The following is a 19716-nucleotide window of genomic DNA, read 5'->3' as shown; positions in this document are numbered from 1 at the left end:
CAACGTATTTTGACCCAGATCATGCTTCCCGAATATCCCGGTTTACCTCTGTACGCTCTGAATCCTGCCGCACCATAGCCTGCTTTGCCGTCACAGACGGCAAAGCCGTTTGAGCCACTACCCCAGTTCGCATAAACCGGTTTTCTGGAGTCTTCTTCTGCGTCATAACAGGCCGAATAATCAAAAACCAGTGCATCGCTGATATTATTCTTCCTGACACCGGATTGTTGCTGCGTGCACTGGCCCAGGCTGCTCAGCGGGGTGAACGTGTCCCCACACCAGGCGAGCCACCCGCAAACATTGATGAACGGGTCATGATTTGTCCGTTAACAAACAGCCAGTTCATGACAAAAGCGAACAGTATTTTCATATCCTCCTCCTGAACAAATAATTTTTGTTCAAAATTAACGCTATGAGACCCTTTATGAAACACTTATCCCCCCGTGCAGCCACTGCGGATAATAATCGTATCGTTACAATTGAAGACGTTTACACAATCGCATTCTCGCAACCAATTCACACCGAATCAGCGTTGGGGCAAAGGTGGATGTTGATCCATACTGGTGAATATGAAAGTGCCAGCGATGCAAAACGCTTCCTTGATCCGCTCGCCATCGGGCACTGTGCTTGCATGGTAACACCATCACCTGTTCTGGATCATGACACCTGGCTGCATATCCGCCTGCTGATGGGCGAGATAAGGGATGCCAAATAAACATTCATGGCCCCAACGCATAAAAATAACGCCGGGGACTCTGGCAGTGGTACCATTCTTTTTACATAGAGCCAATATATAAACAACTTTTCTATGATAATATCTTTATCATGTTATAAATAATTGCCCCCTCAGCAGAAAGGGCCCAAATAGAAAAAGCAAAAATCCTTATGAAAATATTCTTTACAAGCGTTCCTATATACAAACAAACTATATAAACCAGCCAAAACAGAATGACTGCAAAAGAAACACACACGGCCCCCATAAAAATAAATGTCATCGAATCCCATGGTTTCACCAGTACAACCGGAACCATGGCTGCCAGAACAATAAGAGCAGCATTACCCAACAGCGTCTCTCGAATAATATCCCTTATAATCTCCAGTTTTTCTTTATGCTGTTTAATTTTCATATGAACCTCATTGATTTCATCCCGAAAAGGAAAAGATTATATAACGAAATACTTTCAATCTCCTGACTCCGTCTGCTCTGCAGCATAATGCCAGACCAGCGGCATGCTAAATCACGTCCTGTCCGAATCCTTTTCATTCACGCTTAAAACAGAGTTAAAAGCACTCTTGAAACACACTCGATCATAACGATCGAAATAACTCGTTTCCGTTCAGTAAACACGCTCTTTAGACTTAACATATGAACCGCACGGAGGTGAAATGAAACCCAACAGCACAGGCATTGCTGCCCGCATGATGCTCTCTATTGACAGGGTCCGGATTTGCGAAGCTCTGCTCAATAACCGCCAGTTGCAGTCCACTCCTCTGCAGATCCGTTATCCGCAGGGTGTCAGAGAAGCACTCGGAATAATGAGCGAGCAACTCTCCCTTTCTGTATCCGACCTGACGCGTATCCTGGTCGAAGATGCATTAACTGAAATGTTTCTCCCGGCTGAAAACATCGTTCACCGTCTTCTCTGCCGGACAGAACACATCATGCAGGCACATGATGTCTGCACCGGGAGCGCCAGACACTGAAACTGGAATAATTTCAGGTGCTCTGGCTCGTTTTTCGGCTTTTGCAACATCCTGCGGCCACTGGCGCAGGGATTTAAACGGAATGTCGTAAAGTTCACAGTACTGTTCACGGGTAAGGCCGCTTGCGCGCCATGCGGCAACGTGATGTTTTTTCTGATCAAGCGTCCATCGCATCCTGGGCATTGTTTACTCTCCACAGAAAGAAGTTATACGAATACCGGAATGCTAATGAACAGAATATTTCTGTGAAGATGAGGTCCCCGGAACATTACGGTCATGAGTCCACTGGCATGAAAATCTCCACCCAAGTTGCGGAAGAGCCACTATTGCACCGTTCGTGACACCAGGATTATTTTCTTTGTTAAAAAACAGACAAAACGGTATTAACTTCGTAAGCGTACAGCGAGGGCCTTATTAGCGAGGAAGATTTCTCTTGTAGGTAGTAATGTAACCCAAAGATAACGGCTTCTTTAAACTTTTGGGCAGCAACATTTATAATCTCATGGCTACTTTTCACTGCCAGGCTGATTTAAACACAACCATTTTATGTTGGTAAATCAACAAAGGGGACATATAGCCCCCTTCTTTCATCAGGTTAATTTTCCATCAGTCGGTCCAAGTAGTTAATTCAAAGGTTGTCCGGTAGACTCCTGGAACCAATGTCTGGTCTCCGAAGATTTTTGCAGTTAATCGACTTGTTGTCCCAACAACAAATGGAGTGTTTCCGGTTCCACTACCTACCTTCACCCCATTAGCAAGGTTATCCCCTGCGTAGTTGTGAATCGGTGCGCCGTATGAACTAAGGTACGCTCTTGCAGTATGACCATCTGGCCCGGTAAAACTGAATGGCGCCTTCAACGGTCCTGGCGAAGTCTCTCCTTGAGGATTGCGGAGTTTTCCGAATGTTGGTGTTCCCTTGGTTTGAGTCATATCAAGGTGCCCCCAAACCTCACCATCTTTTGCATCTGTAGTCGTTGGCCCAGCGTCGACCCAATCTATTGTGAATTCAGCATCTGATTCAACTGTATGAGTGGCTGTTACTGTCACAGCATGGCAAGTTAGCGCCATTGTTATACCTGCAAAGACACTGCTTGCGATAGCTATTTTCTTTAAATTCATACCTTATCCTTATACTTGGTTATAATAAATGGCAAAACATATTTCTATAATACTGCCTCACCACAATAAACACTGGCCCGCTATTTAAATACCCTGCCGGAAAACACGAATACATTAAGTCCCCCACCAGGATACATATAAATATTTAAATGCTTCCACCAGTGATATTTTAATGTACAGTCAACTACAACAGTAGCTGCCCGTTCATTAAACTTAACGTTCAATATATTTTCACAGATACTTAGCTACATATGTTCCATAACAGACGTCCACTTTTTGATGAAAAGGTGGACACTGCATCACCAATACACGTTTAATGGCTACATACGGCACTCAGTTTACACTTACATTACATATGCATTTTAACACATCAACTATAACACCTTTATTTAAGTCTGTTGTGGACCATAGAATATGGTAAATTACAACAAGCAAAATAAAGTTATACATGCTTTTATAAAAATAACATGCTATTTTAGAGGGCAGCCATTGACAACTGAATAGTTACTTTATTAGCATAAAGAAATTATGAATATTATGAGCATTCTCCGCTAACTGATAATATATATTCATCAGGCCCAAGCCGCTGATTTCCGTCAATCACAACATCAAATGTATGCTGCTCAGGTATCCCGGTACTGACCATACCTTGCCCATCACTTACCGATGGCAACCATCCTGCGCCATCCAGCCTAACCCGCATTTCATTATGACTGTCATGTCTACCCAGTATAATATAGTGACCAGGAATATTTCCCATTTGTCTGCTATTCATCCAGATATGAAAACTTGTATAGGTGCCTCGGCAGATAATCCTTCCTGTTGCCACCTTCGTACCGTCTTTTAACTCGCCACTCCTTCCATCACTGGTATTAAGACTCAGTTCAACTGCCTGCGCCAGACTGGATATAACCACCAGTACAATACCACTACATACTATCTGTATTTTCTTCATCAGGGTACTCCTTGGTCACATACACACAGTGCGCACCAGAAAAATACCAGTTGCTTCTTTCTCCTCTGGAAGTCGATAATTTGCACGGCAAGAACTGTTACGCCCCCATTGAACCTTCAACTGTCCGGTTTCATCCAGTCCGCTCAAATACACTTCTCCATTATCCCCCACAACCCCTACCCCACCAGGCATTTGACCTTTCTTTCCTTCCTCTGTCACCACAGCTCCAAAAGGCAGGCGAGAGCCGTCACTACGTGACAGAGTTATCAGTGCTCTTCCCCCTACTCGGGTGATAAACTTCGCCCGAACCACGGCTCCCTTTGTAGGAACAACACGAGTATCTGTCTGTGATACTTCCACATTTTCCGGGAAAGTTGTCGGATCCAGTGTAATAAGATTTTCTTGGTATGGAGATACATGATTCACAAGAGTGTAACCTCTGGTATCGGTCCTAACGCCAGGCAAACTCCCAACTGAAGCGCCATTAACTCCAGGTGCTACAACCAGAGCAACCGTATCCTCTCCTTTCTGACCAAGAGTGATACCTTCATTGTGGAGCACCATACCTCCTGATATACCAGCACTCATCTGGCGAATATAACTGCTGTAACTGTACATCCCCGCCAACTCACCATAGGTACCAAACCACCTCAAATTCAGTCGGCTACTGTCTACATTATTTTCACTTCCGGGAGCTATCCGCTCACTCACATCCCAATACAACCTACGGTCAAATGCGCGACCATTCAAACCGGTTTCGTACCAAGTATTCTGCCCCGTAGTTCTTTGCGTTTGAGTTGTAACATTAATATCGTTATCTCTACCCCCAATCCACTGCCCCAGAGGAATATTCATCCACAGATTGATACTATCCTCTATATGCCCTCTCTGATAATATGCATTTGTACTATAGTTACGTGACCAATTAACGTACCACGAAATATTCTTCCATGACGTTCCATATGACATGCCGAAAGAATCCTGCTTCTGTCGGTTATGACGGAACTCATCACGGCTACCGTAAAAGCTCATATACCCCAGAGATCCCAGATACTGATTAAGGCGTAATGTTGTCCGGCGACTCCTGTCCCCACTATAACTATATGCACGAAAATTATCATTTCTAAATGTACTCAGCACATCGGACAATGTGTGGAAGCCTGAGGACGTATACTGATATCTCGCCGCTGTCAAATCTGTATTCGTAAGTTCAAATGACTTGTTGTAACGCAGACGCCATGTCTCTCCCGTCTCCGTATCCCGTCCCTTCTGCTGACCGCGGGAATGAATGCCGTCAACCGACACCGCCCCCAGTCTGCCCATTGACCATCCCAGCCCCAGAGCCGCTGACTGATAATGCGATGACATCTGTGCTCCCCCGAAGGCCGTCAGCCCCCATGGCAGACCATACATGACACTCATCTGCCCCAGCGGTGAATGCTCAACAGCATCATCTGAAGAACGGTACTCCCCCCCGGCAATGCTGTACTTCATATATCCCTCACGAAGCGCAATGGCCGGTGTGGTGTAAGGCACCGTAAACACCTGAGCAGTACCATCAGATTCCTGTACCGTTACCTGAAGGTCTCCACCTGACCCCGTCAGCGGCAGGTCCGTCAGGGCAAATGCGCCCGGGGCCACCGTCCGGCTGTCAATCAGATAACCATTCTGGCGCACCTCAATCCTGGCCTGGGTCCGGGCAATACCTCTGACCACCGGCGCAAATTCACGCTGGTTATAAGGCACCATGCTCTCATCTGACCCCAGCATCACCCCACGGAACGGCACACTGTCAAAAATGTCTGAAGGCGTGTAATCCTCACCCAGCGTCAGACGACTTCTGAGACTGTTAATCCCCCGCTCCGCACGAATATAGGCACTCTCCCACAGCCCCGGCTGACCGGATGACCTGTTCCAAGTTGTCAGGTTACGCACCCGCCAGGGACCAAGATTAATGCCCGGCTCAAGAGTGACCCAGTAATTGTCAGTAACCGATTTCCCGTATCCACGATATTCTGAACGACTGGTATTTGCCTGCCAGTTCAGCAGAAAAGCAGGAATACCATCATCCCATAAGGCCTCCGGCGCTATCCCCCTCAGTGGCGGGCGCAGGGCCACCTGAGGAATACTCAGCAGCAACTGCTGTGACGCAAACTGGTATGTTTCCGTGGCCTGTGGAATAACGGATAACTCAGCACAGGCGTCAGCTTCCTTTCCGTCATCCCCGTGAAACAACTCCGGATATTCCTCCGTCATGACACCATAGTGGGCCAGCATTTCCCGGGTCAGACAGGTTTTCAGATAAGTCTTACCCTCCGCATCTTTCTCCGTACGGAACGCCATGTCCCGCGAATCCACCCGCGAACCGTTCAGGATAATATCAATCGGATAGATACCGGGCAGTTGGGCACCTTCTTCAAACAACGTCAGGTCCACCCCCTTTCCGCCACCTTTAAGCATGGAAGCATCAAAGGAGTATGTGCGGGCCTCAGTATTCCCGGTGTAAAGAAGGGTACAGGCCGCCATCACAGAGAGAGCAACCGCTGTAATTTTTGTTTTTACGCAATATAAAGATAAACCTGAAGATGACTTATTCCTGTGCATTATTCACACCTGAGCCACGGTTTCTTTTTATTTACATATGCCGGAGGATATACACACGTATTTGTGCGTTTGCACGCCTGTTCACACACACTTATTTCACACACGCTCAGATATTCAACCGGGTTAATCAAATAAGCCCGCCTCTGACGTTAATATTTATTCCGGCTTTCAGCTTTTTAATTCCGATTCAAACGGCTTACTCTTTCCGCCGTAATCCGTAATCACTGTCCAGCTGACTTTTCCTGATGCACCAGAAGGAATTTCATATTCGTAAGAGGAGTACGGAGAAATATAACGATGCTCCTTAACCTCTTTCCCACCAACGCTCAGCTCTGAAATATTAATATAAAATGGTGTCGGGTTATTCCCTTTCAGTTTATTACCTGATTTTGTCCACTCCACTTTTCCGCCTGCATCCTCCGGACGCCCTTTAACCGCAGGCGGACGAACAAACAGCTTCACACAACTGCTGACGGAAAGATTTACCTGCAGGGTTGCCTTGTCAGCTTTCTTTTTATCAGCACCTTTCTCTTCTGCCCATCGGTCATCATGCTTTGGCGGAATGCCTTTCACACAAAGCCACTGCAGACTCTCACGGTCCTCAGGAAAAACACCCCCGGTACGGACAATTCGCAAACGGCTCGACTGAAGTGCATCCAGACGGAAAAGCGGCGGCGTCACCACAAAGGGGGCCGGGTCCTTCTGATTCTCTGCCAGCACCTCTGACTGAACCAACATCGGATAATCCAGGTCATTCATTACCGTCAGTGAGGCCCCCGATGAATCCAGGTTGTAAATCACCCTTGTGGCCCCCAGATGCAGGGAAAAAACCTTTGACGTAGTCTTCGTGCTTTCCTGGTTTCCGGCTGCCATTACGCCGGAAGCCGGCAACCCCGCCAGTATGCCAACGAGCGCTGCAAGATGTCTGATTTTCATTATTTTATCCTGAAGGCAAATAAACCTTTTATAAATATGTTAATAGCAACCGCCCGACAGCTGTCACCAGTATCCCCTCAGACCCGCCAGTCACCACCACGCTTTACTGACCGATCACCCTCCTCTTCATGGTTCATTGCCAAACCAGAAACATAATAAGGAAGCAGATTATTCACCGTCTGACTGAGGTGCTGAATCCGAACCAGCGCTCCTGATAAATACCCCTGAGAAACACCGTGCTGCTCACAGGCCTCCCTGCGGGTATATCCCATAACAAGATGCTCCCTGAGCGCATTAATCACTTTCTCACTGTGCATCCCGGATATTTCAATCAATAACCAGAAATGCCTTTCTGATACTTCCCCGGGCAGCAGAATCCCGGACCGCTCTTTCACCAGATGCAAACAAACCTCCGAATTCATAACCCCGTTTACTCTGACAGGGAAACAAACTCTCAGCATCAGAGCCGGAATGAACACCGGTAATCCCCTGCCTCGCCACCAATATTACCATGGAGTTTAATGCTGCAAATATGATTATTGACGATCTTTTTAACCAAATAACAACAATTAAACAGCTTACAACACTGCTCCAGTACAAAAACACAGCACTAAAATCCAGAAATCATATAAAATACAGATAAAAAGATCGTTTTATACATAATTTCTGATATTACATAACAATATGAAAATATCTTATTTTCTGGACATTAATCAAAAAATGATTTACATAATTTAATTAAATACATGAAATTACAGGAGGGTAAAAATATTACCGGGGGAAACAAAAGCGGACAGAAAAATGACTGTGGGATTTTCTTCTTCCGGCAGAAAATAATCGTTGTATTATATACGTCAGCTGCCAGCTCTGATGGCTTTACATGGCTGAAATTAACAACGACAAGAGTTCGTATGGTTTGATATACCATGCACGATATTCAGGTCCACACGGGAATTAACAGAATATGAAAGACAATATACTGACGTTCCTCACGGAGCTGAAAACTCCGTGCCGGACAACAGAAATTGCCATACATTTTGGGCTGAGTGCCTATCAGGCCAGATATTACCTGATGACTCTCGAAAAGGAGGGAAAGATAAAACGCTCGCCGGTAAGGAGAGGTGCCAGTACCTTATGGGAAATGAATTCGTGACGGGAAAATATCTGTGCCTGAAATATAAAAATGGTCAACGGTTTTCCCGGGTTGTCAGACGATGAACCATGCCATTTCGCAGGTGTAAGAATTATTACAGAGAATACGTCGTCCGGCACTCACCGAACACCTCCATGCTAATATGCAGCAGGAGTTCATCAACACGGCTGGAAGGCCATTCCGGCAGTACGCTCAGGATATGGCGCAGATACGCTTCCGGATCGATACCGTTCAGACGGCAGGTGCCGATCAGCCCGTACAGCAGTGCTCCACGCTCGCCGCCGTGATCGCTACCGAAGAACACGTAATTTTTCTTTCCGAGACAGACTGCACGAAGCGCTCTTTCCGCTGTGTTATTGTCCACCTCCGCCAGACCGTCATCACTGTAATAACAGAGGCCGTCCCACTGATTCAGGACATAGCTGAACGCTTCGCCCAGTCTGGATTTTTTCGACAACGTGCCATTCTTCTCCACCATCCATTCATGCAGCGACGTCAGTAACGCTTTGCTTCGCTGCTGCCTGGGTGCAAGACGTTCAGACTCCGGTAAGCCCCGTATTTCATCCTCGATGGCGTACAGTTCACTGATTCGCTTCAGAGCTTCTTCTGCCGTCGTACTTTTGCTGCTGATGTATACATCGTGGATTTTTCTCCGGGCATGAGCCCAGCACGCAACTTCTGTCAGCGCACTACCTTCACGTTCTGCACTGAACAGCCTGTCATAACCTGTGAACGCATCCGCCTGCAGGATACCCCGGAAGGGGCGGAGGTGTTGCTCCGGGTGTTTCCCCTGCCGGTTCGATGAGTACGCGAACCAGACCGCCGGAGGAGATGACGAACCCGCATTGCGATCATCCCGGACATACGTCCAGATGCGCCCTGTTTTCGTCTTTTTCAGGCCCGGTGCCAGTACCTTTACCGGTGTGTCGTCAGTGTGAAGCTTGCGGGTATTCATCACATAACGGTACAGGGCATCATTCACCGGTGTCATTAACTGGCAGCACGCGTCAACCCAGTTGGAGAGTAAGGCCCGGCTCAGTTCGACACCCTGGCGGGCAAAGATTTCACTCTGACGATACAGTGGCAGATGTTCGCAGTATTTTCCCGTTAACACGCGGGCAAGTAATCCGGGGCCCGCGATACCACGCTCTATCGGGCGGGACGGCGCCGGTGCTTCAACAATACAGTCACATTTTGTACAGGCTTTTTTTACCCGTTCTGTGCGGATCACTTTCAGGGCACTGCTCACCAGTTCCAGCTGTTCAGTGCTGACTTCTCCCAGATAATCCAGCTCACCGCCACACTCCGGGCAACAGCTTTCTTCTGGCTACAGGCGGTGTATTTCACGGGGAAGGTGTGCCGGTAACGGACGACGATGGCGCGACTGTCGCAACTGGCGGGGAACCTGAGGATCGTCTTCCCGCCCACTGTAACGATCGCTGTCCTGTTCACGTTGTTTCAGCAGAGCCTCAGCCAGTTCAACTTCACGACGCAGTTTTTCAGAACGGGTACCGAACAGCATCCGGCGCAGTTTTTCTATCTGAGCCCGCAGATGTTCTATTTCCCGTTCATCTTCTTCGATCTTTTCTTCGGCACGTGTCAGTGCAGAGCGCAGGAAGGCTTCCGTCTCTTCAACCAGACTCAGTTGCTGGTCTTTCTGACGGAGGGCTTCAGCCTGCTCAGAGAGCAACCTTTCCAGCTCTGCGATGCGAATGAGGTATTTCTGACTCATGACCGTTTTTATAATGCGGTCAGGAGTTTTTTACAACATTGTCAGTGAGTTACGGCTGGATGTTTTTGGCTGACGCCAGTCCAGCTTATCGAGGAGCATTGCCAGTTGCGAGCGGGTAATGGATACCTTGCCGTCACGTACCGCAGGCCAGATAAACTGGCCTTCCTCCAGGCGTTTGGTGAACAGGCACAGACCATCAGCATCAGCCCAAAGAATTTTGACGGTGTCACCCCGTCGGCCACGGAAGATAAACAGGTGACCGGAGAAGGGATTATCATTCAGCACATGTTGTACCTGTTCTCCCAGTCCGTTGAAGGATTTACGCATATCGGTAACGCCGGCAACGAGCCAGATACGGGTACCTGATGGGAGTGAGATCATCTTCCCCTCCCGGTCAGTTCACGGATCAACACCGTGAGCAGCTCTGGCGATGGATTTTCCAGCGTCATGTTACCGTGACGGAATTCCACCTTGCAGGAACTGGCACTGACTCTGGTCTGAGTGGAAGTGGATAAAGACGGCGCAATGGCCGCCACAGGTTCTTTCTGCTCATCCGGCGTTATTTCTACAGGTAATAATTCAACGCAAGTGTCAGAAGAGGTCGTTACCGGAAGACGCCGCGAAACACGCCCTTCGTTCTGCCAGAGCCTGAGCCATTTGAAAATAACATTATCATTGACGCCATTTTCACGTGCAATCTGTGCAACACAAGCTCCAGGTTGTGATGCCAGTTCCACCATACGAAGTTTGAATTCATTCGAATAGTTTTTACGAGGTTCTTTTCGCCAGTCCTGTAATTCCATACTTAGATGTCCGTCTATATCAGATGGGCGTCTAAGTTACCAATTCTCGTCTGATGGCTACATACGGCGGTCAGTTTACGCTTACCTTCTTTCATTCGCTGAAAGTGGAATGTATCCATGGAGAACACTTTATCAGCCGGGAAATAATGCGGGCAACGGTGTTTAATTATATCGAATGTGATTACAATCGGTGGCGGCGGCACAGTTGGTGTAGCGGCCTCAGTCCGGAACAATTTGAAAACCAGAACCTCGCTTAGGCCTGTGTCCATATTACGTGGGTAGGATCACTTTTCTCTGTACCGGGTTCGTTCCAGCAGTATGTGGTGCATATGGAGCATTCTGGCCAGTACGGCGCTGAGCTCATTAATATGGTGTTCCCGGAAAACGGGACCGTCATGCATACGGCACAGGGGGATCACTTCCACATCGTCACAATGTGCCCGCAGCCACTCTTTTGTGACGGCTGCGTCATCGGTGTAAAACCATGTGCCGGGTGTACCGTTCGCCAGAAACCGGATTTTCCGACGGAGGCGTCTGTCTGCCATCATTCATAGGGGTTATCTCATTCTATGGGCTGAATGCTGCTCAGAATCAGCCTGCTGAGACTGTCAGGGCTGCCGCAGCGGCGACCGGTCGTTTTGCTGTAGCATTCCCGGTACGTGTGGCACCAGGCTGTGGGTGTTTCATGAAGACGAACGCGCCGCGTTTGTTCTTTGTGGATAAGGAGTCCGGTGTGAGTTTTGATGTTTTTCATGTGCTTTCCGTTTCTTTCCCGGTGACAGCTGTGCCACACATGACGGGGGAATGTAACCTTCGCTATCTTACTGAAAATGTGCCATTTGCAGGAACCGGCGGTCAATCCTGTATGCAGGATTTGTATCACAGTTCCGGATGAGAGGAAGACGTATGTGGCCGTAAAAAAGCCGGCATTACTGCCAGCTTTAGTCATCGCAGTTAAGTAAACCAGTCGTCTGACATCCCGGAAATGTCCCTCAGACATATCAGGGCGGCAGGCACTGAGCGTAAAGGCCCCGCAGGCCCTTTTGAATACGGAGTATCAGAACGAGTAACGGAAGTTAGCGTTGACTGCATTATCAACGTTGTACTTACCAAAGGCGGATTTCTCAAACTCCAGTCCAAAGCGGACGTTATCCCTGATTTCTGCATTCAGGCCAACGGACATCAGCATACGGCTGTCCTTTTCACCTTTGATGCGTTTTTCACCAGATGCATCCCGCAATACGGTTTCGCCGTTAGCCAGCAGGTCGAACTGGTAGCCCAGACCGGCACGGGCTGTCACTTTCCAGTCCTTACCAGAGAAGGATTTACCCACATCCACACCCGTTCGGCCAATCAGCGGATTGTAGTCCTTGTCCTTCATGGACAGATGCATTCCCTGGTCCTTCCATGCAAACTGTTTACCGGATACAGAACCGTAAACCAGCTCAGCCTGTGGCTCAATCCAGGTATCCTCAGTGACATGATAGCGATAGCCCGCTTCTGCACCGGCATACCATGAATGCGTGCTGTAATCACGGGTTCCGAGTCCGGCAAAGGTTGCAGTGTACTCATTATCATGGTGAACATACTTGCCAATCAGGTCGATATAGGCACCGGAATCAAACATGGCGGAAGCATACAGGCCAGCCCCCACAGACTTCGTTTTACCGCTGAAAACATCGGCGGAGGCACTGCTGTCAGTGTGTGTGACAGTGAAACCGGTAAACAAATCCAGTCCGTCCAGCTCATGTTTTTTGTCGACCCCGACCTGAACGTGCGTGTAGTTGTCACTGAAACCACCACTGGCAGAGCCGGTACCGCTCATGATGCGTGCCCATGCACCGGCTTCGCCGTTGATGTCACGCAGGTCCCCCATACGTTTGTTCAGGTTGTTGACCTCGTTCAGAAACGCTTTATAGTCAACAGAGAACAGGGCGGCGGCATTCCGGGTTGCTTCCTTGTTTGCAACCGTGTTATAGCCTGTCAGTGACCATGTTATTTTGTCATCGGTTTCCCGGGTTGTAATGACCGGCGTTACATTACTGAAACCTATCGCCTGTTCACTTCCTTTAAAGACATCTTTACTGCTGTTCCCCGGTGCACTCACCAGTTCAATATCCAGTTTTTCTCCGGAGGGTTTGTTCAGAAAATCAACCAACAGAATATTGTCCTTACCTGACAGCTTTTTGTTTACTACCAGCTTATCCGAATTTTTCAGGTCCGTACGCATCGCATAGGCGCTGTTGCTGGTTGCCAGCTCATCGACCGTCAGCGTATGGAATTTCTTATTGTTTGCGCTGTCAGTAAAATAGACCATGCTGTTTGTACTTTTCAGTGTTTTCAGCGCAGAATCTCCGGTTAGTTGCCACCAGGTGTTGTTCATAGTGGCAGATGCTGACGGGGCATTGACTGAACCGCGATATGAGACATCAAAGCCACCTAAAAGACCAAGTGCAAGCCCTTTTGAGGTTCTGTCAGACAACTGCGAGAGGTCGCTTTCATCATGACCAAACATGATGGATGCACTTTTAGTGGAGTGTATATCTCCCACCACAGATGCTTTATTTTTGGCAACGAGTCTGGCGGAGTCGTCAGTCAGTAGATAAGAAGCATCATTCAGATATATTGAGGGCTCGAATTTATTGTCTTTGTCGGGATTGCCTGTCATGGACAGATTACCAGAGACGCTGATATCGCTTGTGGAGAACATACCACTTTGAGTTGTCACATCAGCACCTTTCTCTATGGTTGCTTTTGTGTTCAGCAGGTATACATAATTTGAAAATAATGCTTTTGCTTTATCTTTAATAACGATAGTGCTGTCTTCTGCTGTGATCCCTCCTGTAAACAGCGTTTCTCCTTGTGAGTTTCCACGCACAATATTCTGGCGGAAGCCAAAACCATCACCGGTAATATTTTTACCAGCATGCAAATCAATATATGCTGTAGTGTCACCAATAGTAATGTTTGATTTACTGGCCTGAATGTCCCCGATTACATTTGCATTACGACCAACAGAAAAATCGGAATTTTCAAGATGTAGCGTCCCAAATCTGAATGTTCCGGTTTCCCAGTCTGGCTGCGATAAATCAGAGACAGCATTGTTGGTTTTATAGGCATTTCCGTTTTGTTTTACAGCATCAGCTTCTGTATTTTGCATTCCTGCAACATAATCACTGCCACACAAAAAGCGCATAGGAGCTGGTAGTGAACAAGAGAAAGCACCATCCCGATAAATGGCATGTTCAGTGGCATGTCCCTGCATGGACAGTTGTGTATTACGCAGGCTTATATCATTTGTTGTGTCCACGCCCCCATCAAGAATAAGACGACGGTTCTCTTTTTTCGTCTCATGATGCTGAAGTACGTCCAGATTCCCGTTTATGTTGCCGTGATAGATATAGTCAGCAGTATTATTCAGGGATAAAATGGATTTTTTGGTTGACGTATTGGTTATTACAGCACCTGAATCAGTTGCAGCAATTTTATTGAAAGACTGATTATATCCGTTCAGGTCAAGAGTTCCGCCATTTTTTGCAAAGAAAATACCGTTGTACTCACCGCCAGACAGTGCATTTTCTGCATTCAGTCGGACAGTTCCATCACCACTGGTTATGTAGATATTATTGAATGTTTTTTCAGCGCCAAGAATGACAAGACCCTCACCTGTTTTCAGGTTGGTGTTCTGGGTTTTTCGGACATCTAATGTGCCATCACCAATTTTGTGAAGGTTGTCTTTATTATCATACCGGATATTCCACTCAACGGTGCTGCCGTTTCTTGTATCAACACCGGCACCTTTAAAGGTGAAATCATCCCCGTTTACTCGATAGGTCTTTTTATCATTAAAGACAAGACCGCCAGCACCATTATCAAAAGAGGATTTCAGGAGGATATCTCCACCGCCAGTAAATATTAAGTCCTTATTTTTTATATCGGTGGTGTCTGAGCCAGTGCCTGTCAGTTTTCCATTTTCAATGGTTGCAACCTGAGCTCCTGACATATCCACGTTGTAAGAATACTTGTTCTTCAGGTTGTCAATGGTTGTCTGGTTCCATTTACTGTATGCTGCGTGGTTTTTGCCATTGGCGTAATTATAAATCCCCCAGACAGTTCCAGCGACAACCCACTTTTTCTTTTGGTTATCATAGACGAACAGTGCTGAACCGCTGTCACCCTGAGAGGCAATGTTATTAAACTCATCAAACTGGTTGTTGGTTAATATCAGCCATCCACTCCAGTCATCAATGTGAACGAAAGAGCCATTTAACATTTCTGGCTTATAAGAAACCTCATTAAATGGAGTTATGCGTCCATTTTTTTTAACGGATACCACACCAGAGCCGGCTCTGAATGCGATAAGTTTCTTTTCTCCTTTATAATTAACCCCGTAACGTTCAAGTGCCTGCTGTTTTGATAACGAAATATCTGCACCTTCAGTCGCACCTCGGGTCTCAACAACAAATTTGTCAAGTCGGGATACTGCAAAATCAGGATGTGAAGTATTCCAGTCAGTTTGTTTGTACGTGCTGTTCCCCCAGTTTTGAGTCGCAACTGAGTGGTGGTTTTTCGTATTGTGTGTGGCTGTGATACTGTATGCACCACCAATAGATGTGGTTGACCCTTTGTTTGCAACCGGTGAGAAGTCAGGAAATGGTACTTCCGGTAGTTTCAGGGTGGAGCCATCTTTCTTCACTATTTCAATATTTGTTGCGCCAGCCTGAAATATGCCCTTGTTCTGTGCAAAATCCATATAGTCACGGATGTAGAAATTTGAAATATCCATCTGTGACGCAAAAGAATATGAGGATGGTAATAAGCCTAAAAAACATAATGCAAGTATGCGTTTGTGTTTTTTCTTACCAGTTGCTCTTGATGATACTCTGCCGGATAATTCAGAAACAGCGATTAACCCTCCTGTAATATGGCTGTATTTAAGAGAGTATATTTTATTCATATAAGCTCCATTTTTAAGGGAAACATTGGTTTTTCTAATGTATCAGAGGTGTGTCTCTGACAGTCGTGAACATTATAATCATCGTCCAGATAAATGTTTACTCTTTTATGTGTTTGTTATCATACGGATAACAAACACAGTATGTTTATCTTAATCATTCATGAGGGATACATGAAAGGAGGAGGCGTAGATAATAATAATTCCTGTTAAAGAAGTGAGATGCAGTGAAAGATGAAGAATATGTATTGAGATTGTTTATCAGAATCTCTTTATGTTTTCGTGTGTTACTATTTCATGGGTGAGCAGGTTGTCAACTCAGCCTCAGATAGAGGAAATTCTGTGAAAGGCCGGGATTAGTTTGTCTTTTTCTTTTGCATGCTCAGTAAATGTATTCAATATTTATGCACTGTTTGTTGTCATTTTTATTTTCTTTTCGCCACAGCCATGGAGGAACAGGTTTTTTATCTGCCCACAGACCCCGCTTCATTGTTCTGGCCTCTCTGGTATGCCGGCAGGGTGTAATCTGTGTTGAAATCAGGATATACCCAGGCTGCACCATGCTGTACCAGCCAGCGGTTAACTTCCATGCCGTCTTCGGTATATACCCGTCCCAGAATACGCCCGTAGCGGTCTGTCTGTGTGTATGTCACGGTTACGGGCATATTTGCCACAAGGCTTTTAAGTTGATTCATTGACCAGCGTCCAAAAGGCTGTTTCTTTTCCGGCGCATCAATATTCACAAGACGAATCCTCACGGGGTGCCGGGCCTGTAATATCTCCAGAGTATCACCGTCCAGCACACGAATAACGAGTCCCTGAATTTGAACGGCACAGACAGAACCGGAAAGCAGAAGAGTGAGTGCGAATATATATTTTATCATTTTATATTTTCCTGATTTATTTTTATGGGGATGACGTTAATATTATGCGTTGAAAAAATACATGTTTTTATCTTCTGAGGCACCTGACTTCACGGAGGATATTTATTCCTGTAGGCTAATCACTGTGTCTGGGTAAACAACAGATATCTGGTGGCGATATTGTAGTGGCACAGTAAATTTGGCCACCTGATTAAAGGTGATATTCTCACCTCAACACAAAACAGGTGACTTATGAACAAGAAAACCAAACGTACTTTCACCCCTGAGTTCAGGCTGGAATGTGCACAGCTGATTGTTGATAAGGGCTATTCGTATCGACAAGCCAGTGAGGCGATGAATGTCGGTTCTACCACGCTTGAGAGCTGGGTACGCCAGCTCAGGCGAGAGCGTCAGGGGATTGCGCCCTCTGCCACACCTATTACTCCAGACCAGCAACGTATCCGCGAACTGGAAAAGCAGGTTCGCCGCCTGGAGGAACAAAATACGATATTAAAAAAGGCTACTGTAGATTCAATCTGTCAATGCAACACCCCTTTCAATTATCTCTTTCGGTGTTTTGAACTTCAGTGTCTTTCTCGGTCTGTTGTTTAGCTGAGCAGCAACCAGATCTAGTTCATGTTGAGTATATTGGGCAAGACATGTCTTTTTAGGAAAGTACTGCCGAATTAGCCCATTTGTGTTCTCATTTGTTCCCCGCTGCCAAGGACTCTGAGGATCGCAGAAGTAAACTTTAACGCCGGTGCTGACAGTAAATTCTAGATGTCTGGCCAGTTCCATTCCTCTGTCCCATGTCAGCGATTTTCTGAGTTCTGACGGTAAACTCAGGAATTTGTCGGTAAGAGCCTGATTTACTGAGACAGAATCTTTGCCCCTGAGTCTAAGGATGATCGTATAACGTGATTTTCGGTCTACAAGTGTGGCTATATGAGAGTTTTTTGTACCTGAGACTAAATCGCCCTCCCAATGCCCCAGAGAGCGTCTGTTATCGATATTTCGGGAACGTTCGTGAATTGGTGTTCCGTTCACTATGTTAATCGTACCTCTTTCGCCTTTGCGGGTATGACGCCTGCCATGGCGAAGGCTATGCGACCGTCGCAGATGCTGTATATTCAGGTGGTGTAGCGCTTCACGGCTACGAAAGTACAGCGTTTTATAAATTGTCTCAGGTGATATTCGCAGCGTTTTTTGACGTGGTTTTGTTCGCCTTAACCATCCTGATATTTGCTCTGGAGACCATTTCATCTCCAGCTTTTCCAGAACAAGCTTTCGCAATGGTAAATTTTGATCCAGTAAGCACGGTTTTGGCCTTTTCGCCATTCTGTTGGCTCGGTTATTAGCATCAACAGCTTTGTAATAGCGTCTGCCCCGATTACGCTGAACTTCACGTGAGATCGTCGAAGGACTGCGATTCAGCGCAGTAGCTATTGTCACGAATGCTCATTTTGGCTGACAAACCAGCTCGTATCTCCTCGCGCTCAGACAGTGTCAGGTGAGCTACAGCCCGCTTACGCTCATGGGGTTTTATGCCGCCAGTATCCCTTAACATAGTGAAGATCGTTCCGGGTTTTGAACCCAGGATATTCGCTATTTCACTGAAGCCTGTTCCGTTCTTCCATAGTTCAAAAATAGAGGCTTTTTCCTCTGCTGTAAATGTTCGTCTCATTCAAAAAACCTCCGCAACCCCATGTTTTCACATAACTGTTGCGTTGACCAATTGAATCTACAACCGCGCTCTTGATGTCCGACTCGCTGAACGGTTCACGATAGTTGCCAGACTGAGTGACAGCCACTCAGTTGTCAGCCTCTGTTCTGCTCTGGAAATACACCGCAGCAGTTACCGGTACTGGCGAAAACGACGCGATACGGTTAATCCGGCGCGAGTCAGGTTGTGCAGCGAAATACGCCGGGCGTGGAACCAAAGTAGGGGCCTGCGGGGGCGCGCACGCTGGCTGAAATGCTGACCCAAAACGGCGTCCCGATGAGCCGTTACCGTGCCGGGCGTCTGATGAAATATCTGAACCTGAGCAGTTGTCAGCCCGGAAAACATCAGTACAAAAATGCTCGTCAGGAACATACCTGTCTGCCGAATCTGCTTGAGCGCCAGTTCGCTGTGCCCGAGCCAGATAGGGTATGGTGCGGAGATATTACGTATATCTGGGCAGGAAATCGCTGGTGCTATCTGGCGGTCGTCATGGATCTTTTTGCCCGCAGGGTTATCGGCTGGAGCCTGTCAGCGAATGCCGATACTGCCCTGATAAGCAGTGCCCTGCGGATGGCGTATGAGGTGCGTGGTCAGCCGCGGGACGTCATGTTCCATAGCGACCAGGGAAGTCAATATACAGGACTGAAATATCAACAACTTCTCTGGCGTTACAGGATAAAGCAAAGTGTCAGCCGACGGGGAAACTGCTGGGATAACAGTCCAATGGAACGCTTCTTCCGCAGTCTGAAAACAGAATGGGTGCCAACCGATGGCTACACAGGCAAAGACGTGGCCCGGCAGCAAATCAGCAGTTATATTCTGAATTATTACAATAGCGTCAGGCCTCACCATTATAACGGAGGGCTGACGCCGGAAGAGTCAGAGAACAGATACCATTTTTACTGTAAAACCGTGGCCAGTATTACTTGACCACTACAAGGCAACGGATATCTCCGTGTTCAACCAGGGCTTCGGCCTGCTGCCCGGTGGCATAGTGGGTATGCAGGATGCGACCGTTCCAGGTCGGCTCCCCGTGCAGGTGGCAGTAAACGGTACGGAACACCCCGTCGCGGCAAAAAACGGAAATCGTGCTGTTGCTGATAATCTCCATCGCCGCGGCGGAAGAAATACCGGACTCAATTCGCTGGTCTTCCGGGATGTCCTCCAGGC

12 protein-coding genes and 13 pseudogenes are annotated in these 19716 nt (G+C 47.2%); 8 read left to right on the top strand and 17 right to left on the bottom strand.

Features of this window, described 5'->3' with window-relative positions; all coding sequences use genetic code 11:
• Positions 1 to 224 precede the first annotated feature (224 nt).
• Positions 225 to 383, top strand: a pseudogene (locus BEB54_RS29505) (integrase); the annotation flags it as partial.
• Between the two features lie 41 nt (positions 384 to 424).
• Complete coding sequence (locus BEB54_RS24700) at positions 425 to 715, top strand: hypothetical protein (protein WP_032284964.1); 291 nt, start codon at positions 425 to 427, stop codon at positions 713 to 715.
• 91 nt (positions 716 to 806) lie between these two features.
• Here the strand turns inward: BEB54_RS24700 and BEB54_RS24695 are convergent, their stop codons facing one another.
• Complete coding sequence (locus tag BEB54_RS24695; RefSeq protein WP_000695052.1) at positions 807 to 1127, bottom strand: hypothetical protein; 321 nt, start codon at positions 1125 to 1127, stop codon at positions 807 to 809.
• Positions 1128 to 1386: 259 nt separating this feature from the next.
• Here BEB54_RS24695 and BEB54_RS24690 point away from each other — a divergent pair.
• Positions 1387 to 1680 (top strand): annotated as a pseudogene (locus tag BEB54_RS24690) (conjugal transfer protein TraE); the annotation flags it as partial.
• 3 nt (positions 1681 to 1683) lie between these two features.
• On the opposite strand, the pseudogene tnpA (BEB54_RS24685) reads toward BEB54_RS24690, so the two are convergent.
• The 6 genes and pseudogenes from tnpA (BEB54_RS24685) to BEB54_RS24655 form a co-directional block, all read right to left on the bottom strand.
• Positions 1684 to 1887 (bottom strand): annotated as a pseudogene (gene tnpA, locus BEB54_RS24685) (IS66 family insertion sequence element accessory protein TnpA); the annotation flags it as partial.
• Positions 1888 to 2310: 423 nt separating this feature from the next.
• Entirely contained in the window at positions 2311 to 2823 is a 513-nt protein-coding gene (gene bmaE, locus BEB54_RS24675; RefSeq protein ID WP_032285357.1) for a M agglutinin-type afimbrial adhesin BmaE/AfaE-8, read from the bottom strand.
• Positions 2824 to 3358: 535 nt separating this feature from the next.
• The gene (afaD, locus tag BEB54_RS24670; protein ID WP_032285358.1) at positions 3359 to 3778 is read right to left on the bottom strand and encodes an AfaD family invasin; all 420 of its coding nucleotides are present in this window, start codon (positions 3776 to 3778) and stop codon (positions 3359 to 3361) included.
• Positions 3779 to 3793: 15 nt separating this feature from the next.
• Positions 3794 to 6382 carry a fimbria/pilus outer membrane usher protein gene (locus BEB54_RS24665; RefSeq protein ID WP_272897254.1) on the bottom strand — a complete coding sequence of 863 codons (2589 nt, stop codon included), beginning with the start codon at positions 6380 to 6382 and terminating at the stop codon, positions 3794 to 3796.
• 168 nt (positions 6383 to 6550) lie between these two features.
• The gene (locus BEB54_RS24660) at positions 6551 to 7318 is read right to left on the bottom strand and encodes a fimbria/pilus periplasmic chaperone (RefSeq protein WP_032285359.1); all 768 of its coding nucleotides are present in this window, start codon (positions 7316 to 7318) and stop codon (positions 6551 to 6553) included.
• Positions 7319 to 7395: 77 nt separating this feature from the next.
• On the bottom strand, positions 7396 to 7740 hold the full coding sequence (locus BEB54_RS24655; RefSeq protein WP_001323645.1) for an adhesin biosynthesis transcription regulatory family protein: 345 nt from the start codon (positions 7738 to 7740) through the stop codon (positions 7396 to 7398).
• 542 nt (positions 7741 to 8282) lie between these two features.
• On the opposite strand from BEB54_RS24655, the gene BEB54_RS24650 reads away from it, so the two are divergent.
• Positions 8283 to 8471 (top strand): FaeA/PapI family transcriptional regulator, encoded by a 189-nt coding sequence (locus tag BEB54_RS24650; RefSeq protein ID WP_032285360.1) that lies wholly within the window; start codon positions 8283 to 8285, stop codon positions 8469 to 8471.
• 94 nt (positions 8472 to 8565) lie between these two features.
• On the opposite strand, the pseudogene tnpC reads toward BEB54_RS24650, so the two are convergent.
• From tnpC to tnpA (BEB54_RS24635), 3 genes and pseudogenes are all read right to left on the bottom strand, one after another.
• Positions 8566 to 10203, bottom strand: a pseudogene (tnpC, locus tag BEB54_RS24645) (IS66 family transposase).
• 30 nt (positions 10204 to 10233) lie between these two features.
• Positions 10234 to 10584, bottom strand: a complete 351-nt coding sequence (gene tnpB / locus BEB54_RS24640) for an IS66 family insertion sequence element accessory protein TnpB (RefSeq protein WP_000624722.1) — start codon at positions 10582 to 10584, stop codon at positions 10234 to 10236.
• Positions 10581 to 11006, bottom strand: coding sequence for an IS66-like element accessory protein TnpA (gene tnpA / locus BEB54_RS24635; protein ID WP_032285361.1), 426 nt, complete (start codon positions 11004 to 11006; stop codon positions 10581 to 10583). The genes tnpB and tnpA (BEB54_RS24635) overlap by 4 nt, the downstream gene beginning before the upstream one ends.
• Before the next feature lie 83 nt (positions 11007 to 11089).
• Here tnpA (BEB54_RS24635) and BEB54_RS24630 point away from each other — a divergent pair.
• Positions 11090 to 11263 (top strand): annotated as a pseudogene (locus BEB54_RS24630) (integrase core domain-containing protein); the annotation flags it as partial.
• 33 nt (positions 11264 to 11296) lie between these two features.
• Here the strand turns inward: BEB54_RS24630 and BEB54_RS29045 are convergent.
• A pseudogene (locus BEB54_RS29045) lies at positions 11297 to 11558 on the bottom strand (hypothetical protein); the annotation flags it as partial.
• Positions 11559 to 11739: 181 nt separating this feature from the next.
• Here BEB54_RS29045 and BEB54_RS24615 point away from each other — a divergent pair.
• Positions 11740 to 11901: a hypothetical protein gene (locus BEB54_RS24615; RefSeq protein ID WP_001317521.1), complete on the top strand. Its 162-nt coding sequence runs from the start codon at positions 11740 to 11742 to the stop codon at positions 11899 to 11901.
• A 162-nt stretch (positions 11902 to 12063) separates the two neighbouring features.
• Here the strand turns inward: BEB54_RS24615 and espP are convergent, their stop codons facing one another.
• A complete protein-coding gene (gene espP / locus BEB54_RS24610) occupies positions 12064 to 15963 on the bottom strand; it encodes a serine protease autotransporter EspP (RefSeq protein WP_032285364.1) in 3900 nt (1299 codons plus the stop codon).
• Between the two features lie 379 nt (positions 15964 to 16342).
• Positions 16343 to 16844, bottom strand: a pseudogene (locus BEB54_RS24605) (thermonuclease family protein).
• Between the two features lie 196 nt (positions 16845 to 17040).
• On the opposite strand from BEB54_RS24605, the pseudogene BEB54_RS24600 reads away from it, so the two are divergent.
• A pseudogene (locus BEB54_RS24600) lies at positions 17041 to 17342 on the top strand (transposase); the annotation flags it as partial.
• Positions 17343 to 17354: 12 nt separating this feature from the next.
• Here the strand turns inward: BEB54_RS24600 and BEB54_RS24595 are convergent.
• Together BEB54_RS24595 and BEB54_RS29500 are read right to left on the bottom strand one after the other, a co-directional pair.
• Positions 17355 to 18507: pseudogene (locus BEB54_RS24595) on the bottom strand (IS30-like element IS30 family transposase).
• Positions 18504 to 18584: pseudogene (locus BEB54_RS29500) on the bottom strand (hypothetical protein); the annotation flags it as partial. The pseudogenes BEB54_RS29500 and BEB54_RS24595, both read right to left, overlap by 4 nt.
• Here BEB54_RS29500 and BEB54_RS24590 point away from each other — a divergent pair.
• Positions 18572 to 19476 (top strand): annotated as a pseudogene (locus BEB54_RS24590) (IS3-like element ISEc31 family transposase); the annotation flags it as partial. The pseudogenes BEB54_RS29500 and BEB54_RS24590 sit on opposite strands and share 13 nt — an antisense overlap.
• 7 nt (positions 19477 to 19483) lie before the next feature.
• Here the strand turns inward: BEB54_RS24590 and BEB54_RS24585 are convergent.
• Both BEB54_RS24585 and BEB54_RS29150 read right to left on the bottom strand, forming a co-directional pair.
• Positions 19484 to 19651: pseudogene (locus tag BEB54_RS24585) on the bottom strand (post-segregation killing protein PndC); the annotation flags it as partial.
• Positions 19640 to 19716 (bottom strand): annotated as a pseudogene (locus BEB54_RS29150) (DUF1380 family protein); the annotation flags it as partial. The pseudogenes BEB54_RS24585 and BEB54_RS29150, both read right to left, overlap by 12 nt.

Origin of the sequence: Escherichia sp. MOD1-EC6021 (genome assembly GCF_002965245.1) — a bacterium.
Lineage (GTDB): Bacteria > Pseudomonadota > Gammaproteobacteria > Enterobacterales > Enterobacteriaceae > Escherichia > Escherichia coli_F.
The sequence above is the reverse complement of the archived record's forward strand: the minus strand, read 5'-3'. Positions and strand labels throughout refer to the sequence as shown.